The organism is Zhihengliuella alba, assembly GCF_039538765.1.
GTDB lineage: Bacteria > Actinomycetota > Actinomycetes > Actinomycetales > Micrococcaceae > Zhihengliuella > Zhihengliuella alba.
In genome coordinates this window covers 516,731-531,319 of the sequence record NZ_BAABCJ010000002.1, presented here as the reverse complement: position 1 = coordinate 531,319, position 14,589 = coordinate 516,731, and the positions used below count along the sequence as shown (strand labels likewise).

Sequence of the window (14,589 nt, the reverse complement as noted above, 5' to 3'; positions counted from 1 at the left end):
CGACCGCTGAGCTGGACCCGCTGACCACGCCCGCCGGGCTCGGCAGGCCACCGGTGCGTGCCGAGCCCGGCGCCCGGTCGGGCTACGGGCGGGCCGCGAACCGCTCCAGCAGATCTACGTGGCCGGAGACGATCAGCATGTCCCGGTGCGTCACCTTGGTGTCCGGCTGCGCGTAGGTGAAGTCCTCGCCGGGGCTCTTCACGCCCACGACCGTCACCCCGTACTTGGAGCGCACCTGGGACTCGCCGAGCGTGAAGCCCTGGGTCTCCTTCGGCGGGTACATCTTCACGATCGCGAAGCCGTCGTCGAACTCGATGAAGTCCAGCATGCGCCCGCCGACCAGGTGGGCGGCGCGCACCCCGGCGTCGGCCTCCGGGTAGACCACGTGGTTGACGCCGATTCGGTTGAGGATCTTGCCGTGCGCCGGCGTGATCGCCTTGGCCCACAGGTGCTCGATGCCGAGGTCCACGAGGTTCACGGCGATGAGCACCGACGACTCGATCGACGTCCCGACGCCCACCACCGCCGCGCTGAACTCCTGCGCGCCAAGCTGGCGGAGCGCGTCGATGTCGGTGGCGTCGGCCTCGACGATGTGCGTGAGGGTGCCGGCGTACTTCTGGACCAGGGACGTGTTGCGCTCGATCGCCAGGACCTCGCGGCCCTGGTGGATGAGCTGCTCGGCCACGGCCGAGCCGAAGCGGCCCAGACCGATGACCATGACCGGTGCGTTGTGGTCCATCCGATTGTCAGCCAATGATCGGCCTCTCCTCTGGGTAGTGGAAGCGCTGGTCGCGCTGGCGTGCCGCCAGGCTCGCGGCGAGCGTGATGGTGCCGAGTCGGCCCGCGTACATGAGCGCCGCCAGGATGTACTTGCCCGACGGCGGCAGCTCCGCGCTCAATCCTACGGACAGCCCGCACGTGGCGAACGCCGAGATCGTCTCGAAGAGCACCCGGTCCAGGGGCTCCTTGGTGATCCACAGGAGCAGTGCGCAGCCGATCGTGACCAGGGTGGCGGCCAGGACGACGACGGAGAGCGCCACGCGCATCGCTCCCTCGGGGATCCTGCGGCCGAAGGCCCGCACGTCCGAGTGGCCCTTGGCCTCCGCAGCGATGGCCAGGAAGAGCACCGCGATGGTGGTGACCTTGATGCCGCCGGCCGTGGACACCGAACCGCCGCCGGCGAACATCAGAGCGTCCGTGATGAGCATGCTCGTGGGGTTGAGCTCGTTCTGGTCCACCACCGAGAACCCGCCCGAGCGCGTCATGACGGAGCCGAAGAGCGAGTAGAGGATCTTGTCGCCGAAGCTGAACTCCCCGATGGTCCGCGGGTTGTCCCACTCGAGGGCTCCGAGGACCACCGCGCCGGCGAAGCAGAGGATGATGCTGACCACGACGGTCAGCTTGGCGTGGAGGGACCAGCGCTTGACGTGGTGGCGGCAGGTGAGGATGACCATCAGCACGGGGAAGCCGAGGCTGCCGATGAAGACGCCCACCATCACGGTCATCGTGATCAGGAGGTTGTGCTCGTAGCCGACCAGGCCGTTGGCGTGGGAGACGAAGCCGCCGTTGTTGAAGGCGGAGACCGCGTAGAAGAGGCCGTGGAAGACGGCGTCGCCCAGGTCGCGGTCCTCGAACCAGTAGGCGGGGATGAGGATGACGGCCAGACCCATCTGGATGAGCGTCGTCGTCGTGATGATGATGCGCAGCAGCGTGCCGACCTCGCCGAGGCGGCCGGACTCGTTGGTGTTCATCGACTGCTGCGCCAGGAGCTTGCCGCGCACGCCGAGCCGGCGGGAGACGGCCATGGCGAGGATCGACGCCAGCGTGATCACGCCGAGTCCGCCGATGAACATCGCCACCATGATGACGATCAGCCCGAAGAGCGACCAGTGCTCGCCGGAGTTGACCGTGGTCAGCCCGGTGACCGTGACGGCCGAGGTGGCCGTGAACAGGGCGTCGTGCAGCGGCGTCACGGTGTGCTTGACCGAGGCGGCCGGAAGCGAGAGCAGTGCCGTGAACACGCTGATCACGAGGAAGAGGACCACCAGGAAGAGGCGGCTGGGCGACGACGCCGCGATCTCGTCCACCGCGTCCCGGACCTGCTGCAGGGTGCGCACGATCCACGGGGTGTGCTCGACGGGCGGCGCGGACATGGGACCACCATAGTGCAACGACGGGGCCGTCGGAGGCGTGCTCGTGCACCGCCGAGCGGCCGGTCCGGGCCCGTAGCCGGTCCCGCGCCGGGCCCCGCGGGCCAGCTCCGCGGGCGGGTCCCGTGACGGTACGCCCGGGCCGTCGGCGGCGACCCCGGCCGTGACCGGGGTCGCCCTCCGGTTCGGTAGGCTGGCGGCTGTGATGATCCGCAAGCGGGAAGCGCCGCCCACCACGGTGATCTGGAGCGATTCACTCCTGGAGTACCGCTTCAGCGAGACGCATCCGATGGACCCGGACCGGCTCCGGCTCACCGTCCGCCTGGCCCGGGATCTCGGGATCTGGGAGCGGGAGTCGATCACCGTCGTCGAACCCCGGATCGCGACCGACGACGAGCTCGCCGCCGTGCACGACCGCGACTACATCGCCGCCGTGCGCCGCGTCAGCGTCGACCCGTCCGCCCCGGAGCCGCTGCTCGGCCTCGGCACCGACGACAATCCCGCGTTCGGCGGCATGCACGAGGCCTCCGCGCGGCTCGCGGGCGCCTCGCTCCTGGCCGCCGACGCCGTCGTCGCCGGGCGTGCCCTGCACGCGGTGAACTTCGCCGGCGGGATGCACCACGCCGGCCGCTCCGCCGCCGCGGGCTTCTCCATCTACAACGACGCCGCACTGGCGGTCCGCCGCCTCCTCGACGGGGGCCTGGAGCGGGTGCTGTACGTCGACGTCGACGCCCACCACGGCGACGGCGTCGAGCAGATCTTCTGGGACGACCCGCGGGTCCTGACCATCTCCCTGCACGAGTCGGGGATCTCGCTCTTCCCCGGGACCGGCTTCGCCAACGAGGTCGGCGCCCAGCCCGCAGCCGGCCAGGCCGTCAACGTGGCGCTGCCCATGGGCACCGACGACGCCGGCTGGCTGCGCGCCTTCCACGCCGTGGTCCCGCAGCTGGCCGAGGCGTTCGCGCCGGAGGCGATCGTGAGCCAGCACGGCTGCGACGGGCACGCGCGCGACGACCTGACGAACCTGCGGCTCAGCGTCGACGGGCAGCGCCAGAACATGCTCGACGTGCGCGACCTCGCGGAGCGGCTCTGCGGGGGCCGCTGGGTGGCGCTCGGCGGCGGCGGGTACGACGCCGTCGGAGTGGTCCCGCGGGCCTGGGCCCACCTGCTGGCCATCGCCTCGGGCGCGCCGATCCCGCTGCGGACCCCGGTGCCGCAGGAGTGGCTCGAGTTCGTCCGCGAGCAGTACGGGGTCGAGGCGCCGGAGGGCATGAGCGACGGCGTCGAGCTGTGGTGGCGCTCGTGGGAGGTGGGGTACGACCCCGCCGACGCCGTGGACCGGGCGGTCATGGCCACCCGCAAGGAGATCTTCCCGCTCTACGGCCTGGACCCGTACTTCGACTGACCGACGAGCCGCGCGGCCGCCCCGTCACGAAGCGCCTCGAAGAATGCCGTCCGGCGTATATGCGATTAGGGTGATGCCATGGTGTTCGAGTCTGTGTTCCCGGTGATCTCCGACGCGACGCGGCGTCGCATCCTCGAGGAGCTCCTCGACGGCGACCTGGCCGTGGGCGAGCTGGTGGAGCGGCTGGGCGTCAGCCAGCCGACGGTGTCCAAGCATCTGAAAGTCCTGCGCGAGGCCGAACTGGTCAGCACCCGCGCCGAGGGGCAGCGGCGCTACTACGGCGTGGAGGTCGCTGCGCTGGTCGCCGCAGCCGAGTGGTTCACCCCCTTCGCGGAGCTGGCGGCCACGGCCGGGCGCCCCGCCTCCGTCCTGCGACCCGCGGTCCAGCCGGCCACGGTCGGCGAACCCGGCCGGGCTCCGCGCGCCGCCGATGCGGCCGCGGCGGCGCCGGCGCTGCGCGGTGTCCCCGCGACCGGGGAGGTCGTGCGCGAGGGCGCCCCCCGGGAGGCGCAGTCCAAGGAGTTCGGCCGCGCGGTCGGGGCGACGGTCGAGCAGGTCGCGGACCGAGCGCAGCACCTGTTGAACCGGCTGCCGAAGCCCCGGTTCACGCAGGGCAGGATCGGCCGCCGCCGCTGACCCGATCACGCTGCCCCGATCACGCTGCCCCGATCCCGCTGCCCCGCAGGACGGGATCTCTGCCTCGGGTCCGGCGCTCCGCGCCCGTGAGGGGCCGCCGGCGGGGAGGACGCGAACGGTGCCGGAGGACATGCCGCGTCACACTGGGCGGGGTGCGCGGGCGCGGTGTACGCTTCTGGTCATGATCAACCGTTGGTATGCGTATTTTGCGTCGGCTCTGGAGGGGCCCACGCGCTTCTAGCGCATCCAACGACCTTCAGAGCCGACAGGACCCGGGCATCCGCCCGAGGTCCTTTTTCTATCCCCGGCTCTGCAGGTGCAACGCGTGCAGGGCCGCCATCCCGGAAGGCCCCCAGATGAGCATCACCGCCGAGACCACCGCGCCCGCCGCCGACCACCGCGCTGCGGACCGGGGCACCAACAACGTCCGCGTCAAGGATTTCTCGCCCCTGCCGAGTCCTGCCGAGCTCCGCGCGGAGCTTCCCGCCGCGCCGGGTCTGCAGGCGCAGATCGAACGCCACCGCGACGAGGTCCGTGCCGTGCTCGACGGCGTGGATCCGCGCCTGCTCGTCATCGTCGGGCCCTGCTCCATCCACGACGTGGACGCCGGGCTGGAGTACGCCGCCCGCCTCGCCCGGGTCGCGGAGCGGCACCGCGGCGAGCTGCTGATCGTGATGCGGACATACTTCGAGAAGCCCCGCACCACGGTCGGCTGGAAGGGCCTGATCAACGATCCGCAGCTCGACGGGTCGCACCGGATCGAGGAGGGGCTGCGCGCCGCTCGGAGCTTCCTGCTCCGGGTCGCCGAGCTGGGCCTGCCGACGGCCACCGAGTTCCTCGAGCCGATCACGCCGCAGTACGTGGCGGACCTGGTCTCCTGGGGTGCGATCGGGGCCCGCACCACGGAGAGCCAGATCCACCGCCAACTCGTCTCGGGCCTCTCGATGCCGGTCGGCTTCAAGAACGGCACGGCCGGGGACCTGCAGATCGCCATCGACGCCTGCGGTGCCGCAGCGGCCGAGCAGTCCTTCGTCGGGATCGACGACGACGGGCGCGCCTCGCTGGTCTCGACCCGCGGCAACCGGGACGTCCACCTGATCCTGCGCGGCGGATCGGACGGGCCCAACTACTCCGCAGCGCACGTCGCGTCCGCCGCGGGGACGCTCTCCGCGGCCGGCCTGAACCCGCGGCTCATCGTGGACGCGTCCCACGCCAACTCGGGCAAGTCGCACGAGCGCCAGGCCGTGGTGGTGGAGGACCTGGCCGCGCGGATCTCCGGGGGCGAGGAGGGCATCGCCGGGATCATGGCGGAGAGCTTCCTCGTCCCCGGCGCGCAGAAGTTCACCCCCGGTGCGCACGATCCGGCGACGCTCGTCCCCGGGCAGTCGATCACCGATGCGTGCATGGGATGGGACGTCACGGAGGTGAGCCTCGGCCGGCTCGCGGACGCCGTCGTGCACCGCTCCCGCGCCGCCGGCGAGGCCTGAGTCGGCCGGAGCCGTGACCGCGTCACCCAGGCGCACGGAGGCGGGGTGGTTTCGCTTTAGCCCCACCGGCCACTATTGTTGCTTCGAGATGACACGGCTCCGAGCCGATCACGCATGCGCCGCGGACGGCCGTCCCAGCTGACGGAACGGGTGCCGCTGCGCGGGACTCGGCGGGGTCCGTCGGCAACGGCAGGAGAGTGTGAGATATGGCGGATGGTCAGAATTTCGCGGACGCCCGCTTCATGACCGTGGCGGAGGTCGCGGAGGTCATGCGGGTGTCGAAGATGACCGTCTACCGTCTGATCCACTCCGCGGAGCTTCCCGCCGTCCGGTTCGGCAGGTCGTACCGGGTGCCCGAGAACGCCGTGGCCGCCTACCTGCGCAGCGCGCAGATCGACGGGGACTCGGCCACGGGCTGAGTCACGACGACGGGCGCCGGAACCCCTCGTGGTCCGGGGCCCGCTCCGGAGCGGGTAATCTGTTAGAGAACGTTTAACGTCCGTTGGTTGCGCTCGTGTGCCTTCGGGTGAGACGCAACTACGTATTGAGTGAGGTATTCATGGGCTCTGTTATCAAGAAGCGCCGCAAGCGTATGGCGAAGAAGAAGCACCGCAAGCTGCTTCGCAAGACTCGCCACCAGCGCCGCAACAAGAAGTAGCACCGCGCGGCCCAGCCGCGTGTGCGAGAGAAGCGGGGCGCCCCTCCTGATGGGAGAGGCGCCCCGCTTCTCGTGCATCCGGAGGGATGAGATGCGTCACCCTCAGGTGTCCGCGGCGCAGCGTCCCGGCCCGTCGCGGAGCCGGCCGGAGGAGGGCCGGTCGCCGTACCGGCGCTACATTGGAGACATGACAACGGACGTTCCCGCACCCGAGGTGGTGCTGCTGACCCGGTCCGGATGCCATCTCTGCTCCGAGGCGAGGGGCACGGTCGAGTCAGTCACCGCTCGGCTGGGCCTCGCATGGTCCGAGCGCAGCATCGATGACGACGCGGAGCTGGCCGCGCGTTTCGCGGAGGAAGTCCCGGTGCTGATGGTCGACGGCGTCCAGCGCGACTTCTGGGTCATCGACCCGGTCCGGCTCGAGAGGCTCCTCACCCGGTGACGGACCGCGAGGCACAGCACGGCGAGCGGGCCCTCCCCGAGGCGACACTGGAGCGGCTGACCGTGTACCTGCGCGCCCTGGAGGCGGCGCAGCAGGCGGGGGAGCGGACGGTGTCGTCCGAGACCCTCGCGAGCGCGGCCGGGGCGAACCCGGCGATCCTGCGCAAGGACCTCTCGCTGCTCGGCGGCTCGTTCGGCCGCCGCGGCGTCGGCTACGACGTCGCCGGGCTGGCGGACCACATCGGCGCCACGCTGGGGCTCAAGGAGCGCTGGCGCGTGGCCATCGTCGGCGCCGGAAACCTCGGCCGCGCCCTGGCGGGCTTCTCCGGTTTCCGCGGCCACGGATTCGAGCTCATCGCCATCCTCGACCGCTCGCCGGCCGTGATCGGCCGTCCCGTCGCCGGGCTGCGGGTCCGCCCCGCCGAGGACCTGGAGTCCATCGTCGCGGCGGAGGCGGTCAACATGGCCGTCCTCGCCGTCCCGAACGCCGCCGCGCAGAGCGTGTGCAACGAGCTCGTGGCCGCCGGGATCCGCAACATCCTGAATTTCGCGCCCGTCGTGCTGCAGGCGCCGGCCGACGTCAACATCCGCCAGGTGGACATGTCGCGAGAGCTGCAGATCCTCGCGTACTACGCGCACCAGGGCGTCGGGCATCAGGACGCCGTGCCCCCGCTGGCCCCGGAGTAGGCGCCGGGCGGGCCCGGTTCCGCGGGCGTCGACTGTTGCCGCGGGTCGAGCGCTGCCACCGGAGCCGAGCGCTGCGAACGGCGACGGCCGGCCGGCTCCGGTGGGGGAGCGGGCCGGCCGTCCGGTGCCCTGGATGCGGTCCGGGTGCTAGCGGCGGCGCCAGCGCTTGGCGTCCCCGGCGGCGCGGATGTACTCCGACGACGGGCGCAGCCACGCGAAGACGATGCCGGCGATGCCCAGCAGCGTGATCGCGATCGAGAGCAGGTCAGCGCTGAAGAGGTTCAGCAGCGAGAGCCCGGCGAGCACCGTCCCGGTGATCCGCGCCCCGTTGCTGCCCTTGCGGATGAAGAACGCGATCAGGGCGTAGATCGCCACGCCGATCAGGATGAAGACGAATCCCGTGGTCTTCACCATGGTGAGCAGGGCGTCCATGTCGAGGCCGGCCAGCTGCATCTGCTCGGCGAGCATCGGATCCTGCGAGATGACGTCGTCCATCTGGCTCGCGAGCACCCGGTTGGGGAGGATCAGCAGCATGATGCCGCTGATCAGCGAGAGCACGCCGGCGGCGAGGATGAGCCCGAACGACGTCTTGATCTCCTTCGGCGGCTCGCTGGGGGCCTGCGGGGGCTGCATGCCGAATCCCGGCTGCGGGTAGCCGTACGGCTGCCCCGGTCCCTGGTGGCCGTAGCCCTGCTGGCCGTAGGGCGCCTGCCCGGGCGTGGGCTGGCCGTAGCCGCCCTGCTGACCGGTGCCCTGCTGGCCGTACGGCGGCTGTCCCGGCGTGGGCTGGCCGTAGCCGCCCTGCTGGCCCGAGTGCCCCGGCTGCCCGTAGGCGGGGGGAGGGGGCGGCGGGTACTGGCCCGGGTTCTGCTGGCCGCCCCGCGGACCGTTCTGGTCGCGGGCGCCGCCCTGCGGGTCGGGCGAGCCCTGGCCGCCGCCGTCCCGGCCGGAGGAGTCGTCGCCGTTGCCCTCCCGGGGGACGCGGATGCCGTAGCGCGGCGGTTCGTCCGGCGAGTTGAATCCGCCGCTTCCGGTGGTGCTCATGTTTCCTCCATATGCGTGGGTTCCATCTGCCTCCAGACTAGTGCGCGCGGGGTGCTTCGGGACCCCCTCGGCACGACGGCGGCCGGTGCCTCCCGCGAGAGGCACCGGCCGCCGTCGTCGAGGTGGGCCGTGCCGTGGTGCGCGGCGCGGCCGCCGCGCCCGAGCGACTGGGTCAGTCGGCCTTCACGAAGGAGAGGTCGAGCGTGATGGTGACCTTGTCGCCGACCAGGACGCCGCCGGCCTCGAGGGCCGCGTTCCAGGTCAGGCCGAACTCCTTGCGGCTGATGACGGTGGTGGCCTCGAACCCGGCACGGGTGATGCCGAACGGGTCGACCGCCGTGCCGTGGAACTCCACGTCCAGCTCGACGGGCTGCGTGTTGCCGCGGATGGTCAGGTCGCCGACCAGCGTGAACTCGCTGCCGGAGCCCTGCAGGTCCTTGCCGGTGAAGGTCATGGTGGGGAACTTCTCCGCGTCGAAGAAGTCCTCGCCCTTCAGGTGGCCGTCGCGGTTGGCGTCGCCGGTGTCGACCGAGGCGATCTGGACCACGGCCTCCAGCGTGGAGTCGGCGATGTCCTGGCCGACCACCAGGGTGCCCTCGACGTCGCTGAAGCGGCCGCGGACCTTGCTGATGCCCGCGTGGCGGACGGAGAATCCGACCTCCGAGTGCGAGTTGTCGATGGTCCAGGTGCCTGCCGTGATGTCTGCTGCGATTGCCATGCATCTCTCCTTGCTGACGGTGCGGGTCCTGCGGGGCGGGACCCGTGCTGTTCGGTTGCGGCGGTCTTGCGACCCCGTTGCCCTCCACTGTAATACATGCATTTGCATATAACTAGTCCTGCGGGTGAAATTTCTCGCGAGGGCCGGCGCGGCCGGCGCGGAGAGGGGCTGCTCGGCCGGGGAGGCGGGGCTCCCACCTCGCACCAAGGGTTTGCCGGTATGGTTTCTACGAATTGTCGAAGTCGTGCGGGTCGCCCGCGCGGGCCGTCGCGGGAGCGCCGATGCGGCCCTGCGACGGCGACCGCCCCTGTTAGGCGGCCCGTGTCCCCGAGTGAGAGAATGAGGCCCATGGCCCAAGCAACCGTCCACCTCCTGCGCCATGGAGAGGTGCACAACCCCGACCGCGTGCTCTACGGCCGCCTCCCGGGCTACCACCTCTCCGAACTCGGCCACCGGATGGCCGAGCGCGTCGCCGAGCACTTCGTCGCCGAGCGCGACGCCGGCGCGCAGATCGTCGGCATCGCCGCCTCGCCGCTGCTCCGCGCGCAGGAGACGGCCCGTCCGACGGCGGAGGCCCTCGGGCTCGAGCTGGAGGAGGAGCCCCGGATCATCGAGGCGGAGAACCGGTTCGAGGGCATGTCCCGGATCAAGGAGCAGCTGCGAAACCCCCGGATCTGGCCGATGCTGGCCAACCCGTGCCGGCCCTCCTGGGGCGAGCCATACCGGGACCAGGTCGCGCGCGTGATGGAGGCGGTCCAGGACCACCGCGGCCGCGCCGTCGAACTCGGCGGCAGCGGCGCCGAGACCATCCTCGTGGCGCATCAGCTGCCCATCTGGGTGACGCGCCTCGCCGCGGAGAACCGGCGCCTCTGGCACGACCCGCGCCGCCGCCAGTGCTCGCTGGCCTCGATCACCAGCCTCGACTTCGACGACGAGAAGCTGGTCGGGGTGCGGTACGCGGAGCCCTGCGCCGACCTGCTGGCCGACGCGGCGAACCTGCCCGGCGCCTGAGCGGGCCGGCCCCCGCGGCCGCCCGGCCGGAGGGCCGCCGGCGCCCCGGGGCCGGACCGTGCCCCGCCCGCCGTCCCGATCCCGCCCCCGAACTCCAGCTCCACCATGGAAAGCACACAGATGAACCACGTCGATCCGACAGCAGCGCAGACCGGCCCGTCGTCCCCGCGACGGCCGAGCCGGCGCACGCTGCTGCGCACCGCGGCTGCTCTGGCCGCCGTCGTGCCGCTGGCGGCCTGCGGGCCGGCCGAGGACCCGCTGGCCCAGCAGGCGGGGGCCGGCAGCGGCAAGAACTTCATCGCCGGCGACGGCTCGGTCGAGGTCTACGATCCGGCCGACCGCGGCGAGCCGGTCGAGGTGACCGGCGAGTTCTACGACGGCTCCCGGCTCGACTCCGCCGACTGGGGCGGGCAGGTCACCGTCCTGAACTTCTGGTACGCCGCCTGCGCGCCGTGCCGCGTGGAGGCGCCGCACCTGGTCGAGCTCGCCAACGCCTACGCCGACCAGGGCGTGGAGTTCGTCGGCATCAACGTCCGCGACCAGGAGGCCACCGCGGCGGCCTTCGAGCGGACCTTCGACATCCCCTACCCGTCGGCTCCCGACCCGGACGGCACGATCCTGCTCGCGCTGAGCCAGTACGTGAACCCGCAGGCCGTGCCCACCACCCTGGTGCTGGACCGGCAGGGCCGGGTCGCCGCGCGCATCCTCGGCGTCGCCGAGAAGTCGACCCTCGAGGCGCTCATCGAGGAACGGCTCGGCGAGACACCGTGAATCCGTTCGCCGAGATCGTCCAGGACGGCTCGCTCCTGCTCGCCGTCCCCGTCGCGGTGCTCGCCGGGCTCGTCTCCTTCCTCTCCCCGTGCGTGCTCCCGCTCGTGCCGGGGTACCTGGGCTATGTGACCGGGCTGACCGGGGCGGACCTGGCCGAGCAGCGCCGCGGCCGCGTGGTCACGGGCATCGCCCTGTTCGTCCTCGGCTTCACGGCCGTCTTCATGCTGGCGGGCGTGCTCTTCGCCCAGATCTCCATCTGGCTGCGCTTCCAGGGCGCCTGGGTCACCCAGCTGCTCGGCGTCGTCGTGATCGTCATGGGCGTGGTGTTCATGGGCGGCCTCGGCTGGTTCCAGCGCGAGCGCAAGGTGCACTACCGGCCGCCGGCGGGTCTCTGGGGAGCGCCGGTCCTGGGCTTCGTCTTCGGGCTCGGCTGGGCGCCCTGCATCGGCCCGACCCTGGCCGCCGTCCTGGCGATGAGCTCCGGCCCCGATCCGGACGTGGCCAAGGGCGCCCTCCTGACCTTCGCCTACTGCGTGGGACTCGGGCTGCCCTTCCTCCTGATCGCGCTCGGCCTGCGCCGGGGCATGGGCGCCCTCGCGTTCTTCCGCCGGCGCCAGCGTGCCATCATGTTCGTCGGCGGGGGGCTCCTGGTCCTGCTCGGCCTCCTGATGGCCAGCGGCGTGTGGGGCCTGTGGGTCGCGGAACTGCAGAACTGGTTCGCTAACGAAGTGAGGCTTCCCGTCTGATGGCTGAGGACAACGCACGCGAGGACGAGTACCGCAAGGCCGACGCCTACGACGCCGCGGCCGCACGCGAGGGCGACGCCGGAACCGGCGACCGGGGAGTGAAGGCCGACCCCGAGGCGCCCGCCGCCGGCCGGGCCGGGCGCGACGACGTCGCCATGCCCGCCCTGGGCTTCAAGGGCACGGTCCGCTGGGTCTGGACGCAGCTGACCTCCATGCGCACCGCCCTGTTCCTGCTGATGCTCCTGGCCGTCGCCGCGGTCCCGGGGTCGCTGTTCCCGCAGCGCGACGCCAACCCGGAGGCCGTCGCCACCTACATCGAGAACGACCCCACCGCCGGGGAGTGGCTGGACCGCTTCCAGCTCTTCGACGTCTACTCGTCCGTCTGGTTCTCGGCGATCTACCTGCTGCTGTTCATCTCGCTGGTGGGCTGCATCCTGCCGCGCGCCAAGAAGCACTGGCAGGCCATGCGCACGCCGCCGCCCCGCACCCCCGCCCGCCTGGGCCGCCTCCCCGAGCACGGGACGCTCGAGCTGGACGCCGTGGAGACGGGCGACGGGTCCGACGGCGGCCGGAGCGATGCCATCATGCGCGGGGCCGCCGCCCTGTTGAAGAAGCGCGGCTACCGCGTCCAGGAGCGACCCGCCGCGGAGAACCGCGGCGTCGCGTCCGTCGGCGCCGAGCGCGGATACGTGCGCGAGGTCGGCAACCTGGTCTTCCACATCTCGCTGGTCGGGATCCTCGCCTCGGTCGCCATCGGCGGGGCCTACGGCTACAGCGGGCAGCGGATCCTCGTCGAGGGCGAGTCCTTCGTCAACACGCTCGTCTCCTACGATTCCTTCAGCCCCGGCACGGCCTTCGAGCCGACCGACCTGGAGCCGTTCTCCGTCACTCTGGACCAGTTTGACGTCACCTACGACCGGGAGACCAGCAGCTCCTTCGGCCAGCAGATCGGCTTCGACGCGGCCGTCACCACCCAGGAGCCCGGCGGGGAGCGCCGGCAGGAGCAGCTCCGGGTCAACCACCCGCTGCGGATCGGCGGCAGCTCGGTCTACCTGGTCGGCAACGGGTACGCGCCCGAGGTGACCGTCCGGGACGGCCAGGGCGACATCGCCTTCCAGGGGCCCGTCCCCTCCGTGCCGCAGGACTCCGTGTTCACCTCGCTGATGGTCCTCAAGGTCCCCGACGCGGAACCGGAGCAGCTCGGCTTCGTGGGTCTCTTCCTGCCGACCGCCGGCGAGGTCAACGGCGTCGGTGTCTCACTGGACCCGGCCCCCGCCCTGCCGCAGCTGCAGCTGAACTCCTACTACGGGGATCTGGGCCTGGACGAGGGCACGCCGCAGAACGTCTACGTCCTGGAGACCGACACGCTGACCGAGCTGAACAGCCGCAACCTGGACGCCGGCGGCCTGGTGATCAACCCGGGGGAGACGGCCGAGCTGCCCGACGGCAAGGGCAGCATCACCTTCACGGGCCTGAAGCGCTACGTCGGCCTGGACATCCACCACGACCCGGGCAAGACGCCGGTCCTGATCTTCGCCGTCCTGGCCCTGTCCGGGCTGGCGGTGTCCCTGTTCACGCCGCGTCGCCGCGTCTGGGTCAAGGTCCGGGACGACGCCGAAGCCGGGGCACCCGGCCCGCTTACCATGGAATACGGCCTCCTGGCCCGCGGCGAGGACCCGCGGCTGGAGCACGAGGCCGCTGAATTGCGGGCGCTGTTCCAGAAGCAGTGGAGCACGCCGCACGAGCCCGGTTCCGGCCGGGCGGACGACTAGGGAGTACACGCAATATGCCGGTCATCAACGAGCAACTGGGCGCCTACAGCGACCTGTTCATGCTTCTGGCCGCGTTCGCCTATGCGGCGGCGCTGGTGGTGTTCGCCTGGGATCTGGCGAAGTCGAACGCGACCATTCGCTCCATCGAGCAGGAGGTCCTCCGCCAGGAGGCCGACCAGCTCGCCACCGTGGGCGGCGGCTCCGCGTCGACGCGCCCCGCGGGCGGCCCCGCCCTGGTCGATGAGTCGATGGCGTACACGGCCGCCTCCGGCCAGCGGAGCATGGCGCGCATCGCCGTCGTCCTGACCTGGCTGGCCGCGGCCATCCACACGGTCGCCGTGGTGACGCGGGCGATCGCCGCGGCGCGCGTGCCGTGGGGCAACATGTACGAGTTCCTCAGCACCGGCGCCCTGATCGTGGCGCTGGTCTACCTGATCGCGCTCCTGAGGAAGGACCTGCGGTTCATGGGCGTCTTCGTGACGCTGCTGGTCACCGTCATGCTGTGCGCGGCGACCATGGGCTTCCCGACGCCGGTGGGCCACCTGGTGCCCGCCCTGCAGAGCCCCTGGATCATCATCCACGTCTCGATCGCGGTACTCGCCTCGTCGCTGTTCACCATCTCCTTCGTCGCCAGCGTGGTCCAGCTGATCCAGCACCGCCGCCAGGCCCGGCTCGCCGCCGGCGGCGAGGACAGGCTCCCGTTCCTGCGCCTGGTTCCCAGCGCCGGCGCGCTGGAGAACTTCGCCTACCGGATCAACGCCGTGTCCTTCGTCCTCTGGACGTTCACGGTGATGGCCGGGGCCATCTGGGCGGAGGCCGCGTGGGGCCGCTACTGGGGCTGGGACCCCAAGGAGGTCTGGAGCTTCGTGATCTGGGTGGTCTACGCCGGCTACCTGCACGCCCGCGCGACCCGCGGCTGGACCGGCGTCCGCTCGGCCTGGCTGAGCATCGTCGGCTACGCCTGCATCATCTTCAACTTCACCGTGGTGAACATCTACTTCAGCGGCCTGCACTCCTACGCCGGGGTCTGAGCCCACCCCGCACCCGGGTCCCGCATCAGGGG

16 protein-coding genes are annotated in these 14,589 nt (G+C 71.5%); 12 read left to right on the top strand and 4 right to left on the bottom strand.

Features of this window, described 5'->3' with window-relative positions:
• Nucleotides 1-82 precede the first annotated feature (82 nt).
• Together ABD784_RS08145 and ABD784_RS08140 are read right to left on the bottom strand one after the other, a co-directional pair.
• Nucleotides 83-739 (bottom strand): potassium channel family protein, encoded by a 657-nt coding sequence (locus tag ABD784_RS08145; protein WP_344883484.1) that lies wholly within the window; start codon nt 737-739, stop codon nt 83-85.
• A gap of 7 nt (nt 740-746) precedes the next feature.
• Nucleotides 747-2,153 (bottom strand): TrkH family potassium uptake protein, encoded by a 1,407-nt coding sequence (locus ABD784_RS08140; RefSeq protein ID WP_344882646.1) that lies wholly within the window; start codon nt 2,151-2,153, stop codon nt 747-749.
• 202 nt (nt 2,154-2,355) lie between these two features.
• Between ABD784_RS08140 and ABD784_RS08135 the strand changes: the two genes are divergently transcribed.
• The 7 genes from ABD784_RS08135 (at nt 2,356) to ABD784_RS08105 (ending at nt 7,464) form a co-directional block, all read left to right on the top strand.
• Nucleotides 2,356-3,555: an acetoin utilization protein AcuC gene (locus tag ABD784_RS08135; protein WP_344883481.1), complete on the top strand. Its 1,200-nt coding sequence runs from the start codon at nt 2,356-2,358 to the stop codon at nt 3,553-3,555.
• A 78-nt stretch (nt 3,556-3,633) separates the two neighbouring features.
• A complete protein-coding gene (locus tag ABD784_RS08130; protein WP_344882643.1) occupies nt 3,634-4,191 on the top strand; it encodes an ArsR/SmtB family transcription factor in 558 nt (185 codons plus the stop codon).
• A 356-nt stretch (nt 4,192-4,547) separates the two neighbouring features.
• A complete protein-coding gene (locus ABD784_RS08125) occupies nt 4,548-5,678 on the top strand; it encodes a 3-deoxy-7-phosphoheptulonate synthase (protein ID WP_344882640.1) in 1,131 nt (376 codons plus the stop codon).
• 206 nt (nt 5,679-5,884) lie between these two features.
• The gene (locus ABD784_RS08120; protein WP_344882637.1) at nt 5,885-6,097 is read left to right on the top strand and encodes a helix-turn-helix domain-containing protein; all 213 of its coding nucleotides are present in this window, start codon (nt 5,885-5,887) and stop codon (nt 6,095-6,097) included.
• Between the two features lie 140 nt (nt 6,098-6,237).
• Nucleotides 6,238-6,336 (top strand): 30S ribosomal protein bS22, encoded by a 99-nt coding sequence (locus ABD784_RS08115; RefSeq protein ID WP_003792170.1) that lies wholly within the window; start codon nt 6,238-6,240, stop codon nt 6,334-6,336.
• A 187-nt stretch (nt 6,337-6,523) separates the two neighbouring features.
• Entirely contained in the window at nt 6,524-6,778 is a 255-nt protein-coding gene (locus ABD784_RS08110; RefSeq protein ID WP_344882634.1) for a glutaredoxin family protein, read from the top strand.
• A complete protein-coding gene (locus ABD784_RS08105; RefSeq protein ID WP_344882631.1) occupies nt 6,775-7,464 on the top strand; it encodes a redox-sensing transcriptional repressor Rex in 690 nt (229 codons plus the stop codon). Before ABD784_RS08110 ends, ABD784_RS08105 begins: the two co-directional genes overlap by 4 nt.
• Before the next feature lie 147 nt (nt 7,465-7,611).
• Here ABD784_RS08105 and ABD784_RS08100 read toward each other — a convergent pair whose 3' ends face one another.
• Together ABD784_RS08100 and ABD784_RS08095 are read right to left on the bottom strand one after the other, a co-directional pair.
• Nucleotides 7,612-8,508, bottom strand: a complete 897-nt coding sequence (locus ABD784_RS08100) for a hypothetical protein (protein ID WP_344882629.1) — start codon at nt 8,506-8,508, stop codon at nt 7,612-7,614.
• 172 nt (nt 8,509-8,680) lie between these two features.
• Nucleotides 8,681-9,226 carry a YceI family protein gene (locus ABD784_RS08095; RefSeq protein WP_344882626.1) on the bottom strand — a complete coding sequence of 182 codons (546 nt, stop codon included), beginning with the start codon at nt 9,224-9,226 and terminating at the stop codon, nt 8,681-8,683.
• Between the two features lie 348 nt (nt 9,227-9,574).
• On the opposite strand from ABD784_RS08095, the gene ABD784_RS08090 reads away from it, so the two are divergent.
• The 5 genes from ABD784_RS08090 (at nt 9,575) to ccsB (ending at nt 14,557) form a co-directional block, all read left to right on the top strand.
• Nucleotides 9,575-10,237 (top strand): histidine phosphatase family protein, encoded by a 663-nt coding sequence (locus ABD784_RS08090; RefSeq protein ID WP_344882624.1) that lies wholly within the window; start codon nt 9,575-9,577, stop codon nt 10,235-10,237.
• A gap of 105 nt (nt 10,238-10,342) precedes the next feature.
• Nucleotides 10,343-11,008 carry a TlpA family protein disulfide reductase gene (locus tag ABD784_RS08085; protein WP_344882621.1) on the top strand — a complete coding sequence of 222 codons (666 nt, stop codon included), beginning with the start codon at nt 10,343-10,345 and terminating at the stop codon, nt 11,006-11,008.
• Entirely contained in the window at nt 11,005-11,754 is a 750-nt protein-coding gene (locus tag ABD784_RS08080; RefSeq protein ID WP_344882618.1) for a cytochrome c biogenesis CcdA family protein, read from the top strand. The genes ABD784_RS08085 and ABD784_RS08080 overlap by 4 nt, the downstream gene beginning before the upstream one ends.
• A gap of 155 nt (nt 11,755-11,909) precedes the next feature.
• A complete protein-coding gene (gene resB / locus ABD784_RS08075; protein WP_344883478.1) occupies nt 11,910-13,526 on the top strand; it encodes a cytochrome c biogenesis protein ResB in 1,617 nt (538 codons plus the stop codon).
• Nucleotides 13,527-13,540: 14 nt separating this feature from the next.
• Nucleotides 13,541-14,557, top strand: a complete 1,017-nt coding sequence (gene ccsB / locus ABD784_RS08070) for a c-type cytochrome biogenesis protein CcsB (RefSeq protein WP_344882615.1) — start codon at nt 13,541-13,543, stop codon at nt 14,555-14,557.
• The last annotated feature ends 32 nt before the right edge of the window (nt 14,558-14,589 follow it).

What these genes read in the sequence shown, in the direction of transcription:
- ABD784_RS08145 (WP_344883484.1), bottom strand. Translation starts at nt 739, where the DNA reads ATGGACCACAACGCACCGGTCATGGTCATCGGTCTGGGCCGCTTCGGC.
- ABD784_RS08140 (WP_344882646.1), bottom strand. Translation starts at nt 2,153, where the DNA reads ATGTCCGCGCCGCCCGTCGAGCACACCCCGTGGATCGTGCGCACCCTG.
- ABD784_RS08135 (WP_344883481.1), top strand. Translation starts at nt 2,356, where the DNA reads ATGATCCGCAAGCGGGAAGCGCCGCCCACCACGGTGATCTGGAGCGAT.
- ABD784_RS08130 (WP_344882643.1), top strand. Translation starts at nt 3,634, where the DNA reads ATGGTGTTCGAGTCTGTGTTCCCGGTGATCTCCGACGCGACGCGGCGT.
- ABD784_RS08125 (WP_344882640.1), top strand. Translation starts at nt 4,548, where the DNA reads ATGAGCATCACCGCCGAGACCACCGCGCCCGCCGCCGACCACCGCGCT.
- ABD784_RS08120 (WP_344882637.1), top strand. Translation starts at nt 5,885, where the DNA reads ATGGCGGATGGTCAGAATTTCGCGGACGCCCGCTTCATGACCGTGGCG.
- ABD784_RS08115 (WP_003792170.1), top strand. Translation starts at nt 6,238, where the DNA reads ATGGGCTCTGTTATCAAGAAGCGCCGCAAGCGTATGGCGAAGAAGAAG.
- ABD784_RS08110 (WP_344882634.1), top strand. Translation starts at nt 6,524, where the DNA reads ATGACAACGGACGTTCCCGCACCCGAGGTGGTGCTGCTGACCCGGTCC.
- ABD784_RS08100 (WP_344882629.1), bottom strand. Translation starts at nt 8,508, where the DNA reads ATGAGCACCACCGGAAGCGGCGGATTCAACTCGCCGGACGAACCGCCG.
- ABD784_RS08095 (WP_344882626.1), bottom strand. Translation starts at nt 9,226, where the DNA reads ATGGCAATCGCAGCAGACATCACGGCAGGCACCTGGACCATCGACAAC.
- ABD784_RS08090 (WP_344882624.1), top strand. Translation starts at nt 9,575, where the DNA reads ATGGCCCAAGCAACCGTCCACCTCCTGCGCCATGGAGAGGTGCACAAC.
- ABD784_RS08085 (WP_344882621.1), top strand. Translation starts at nt 10,343, where the DNA reads ATGGAAAGCACACAGATGAACCACGTCGATCCGACAGCAGCGCAGACC.
- resB (WP_344883478.1), top strand. Translation starts at nt 11,910, where the DNA reads ATGCCCGCCCTGGGCTTCAAGGGCACGGTCCGCTGGGTCTGGACGCAG.
- ccsB (WP_344882615.1), top strand. Translation starts at nt 13,541, where the DNA reads ATGCCGGTCATCAACGAGCAACTGGGCGCCTACAGCGACCTGTTCATG.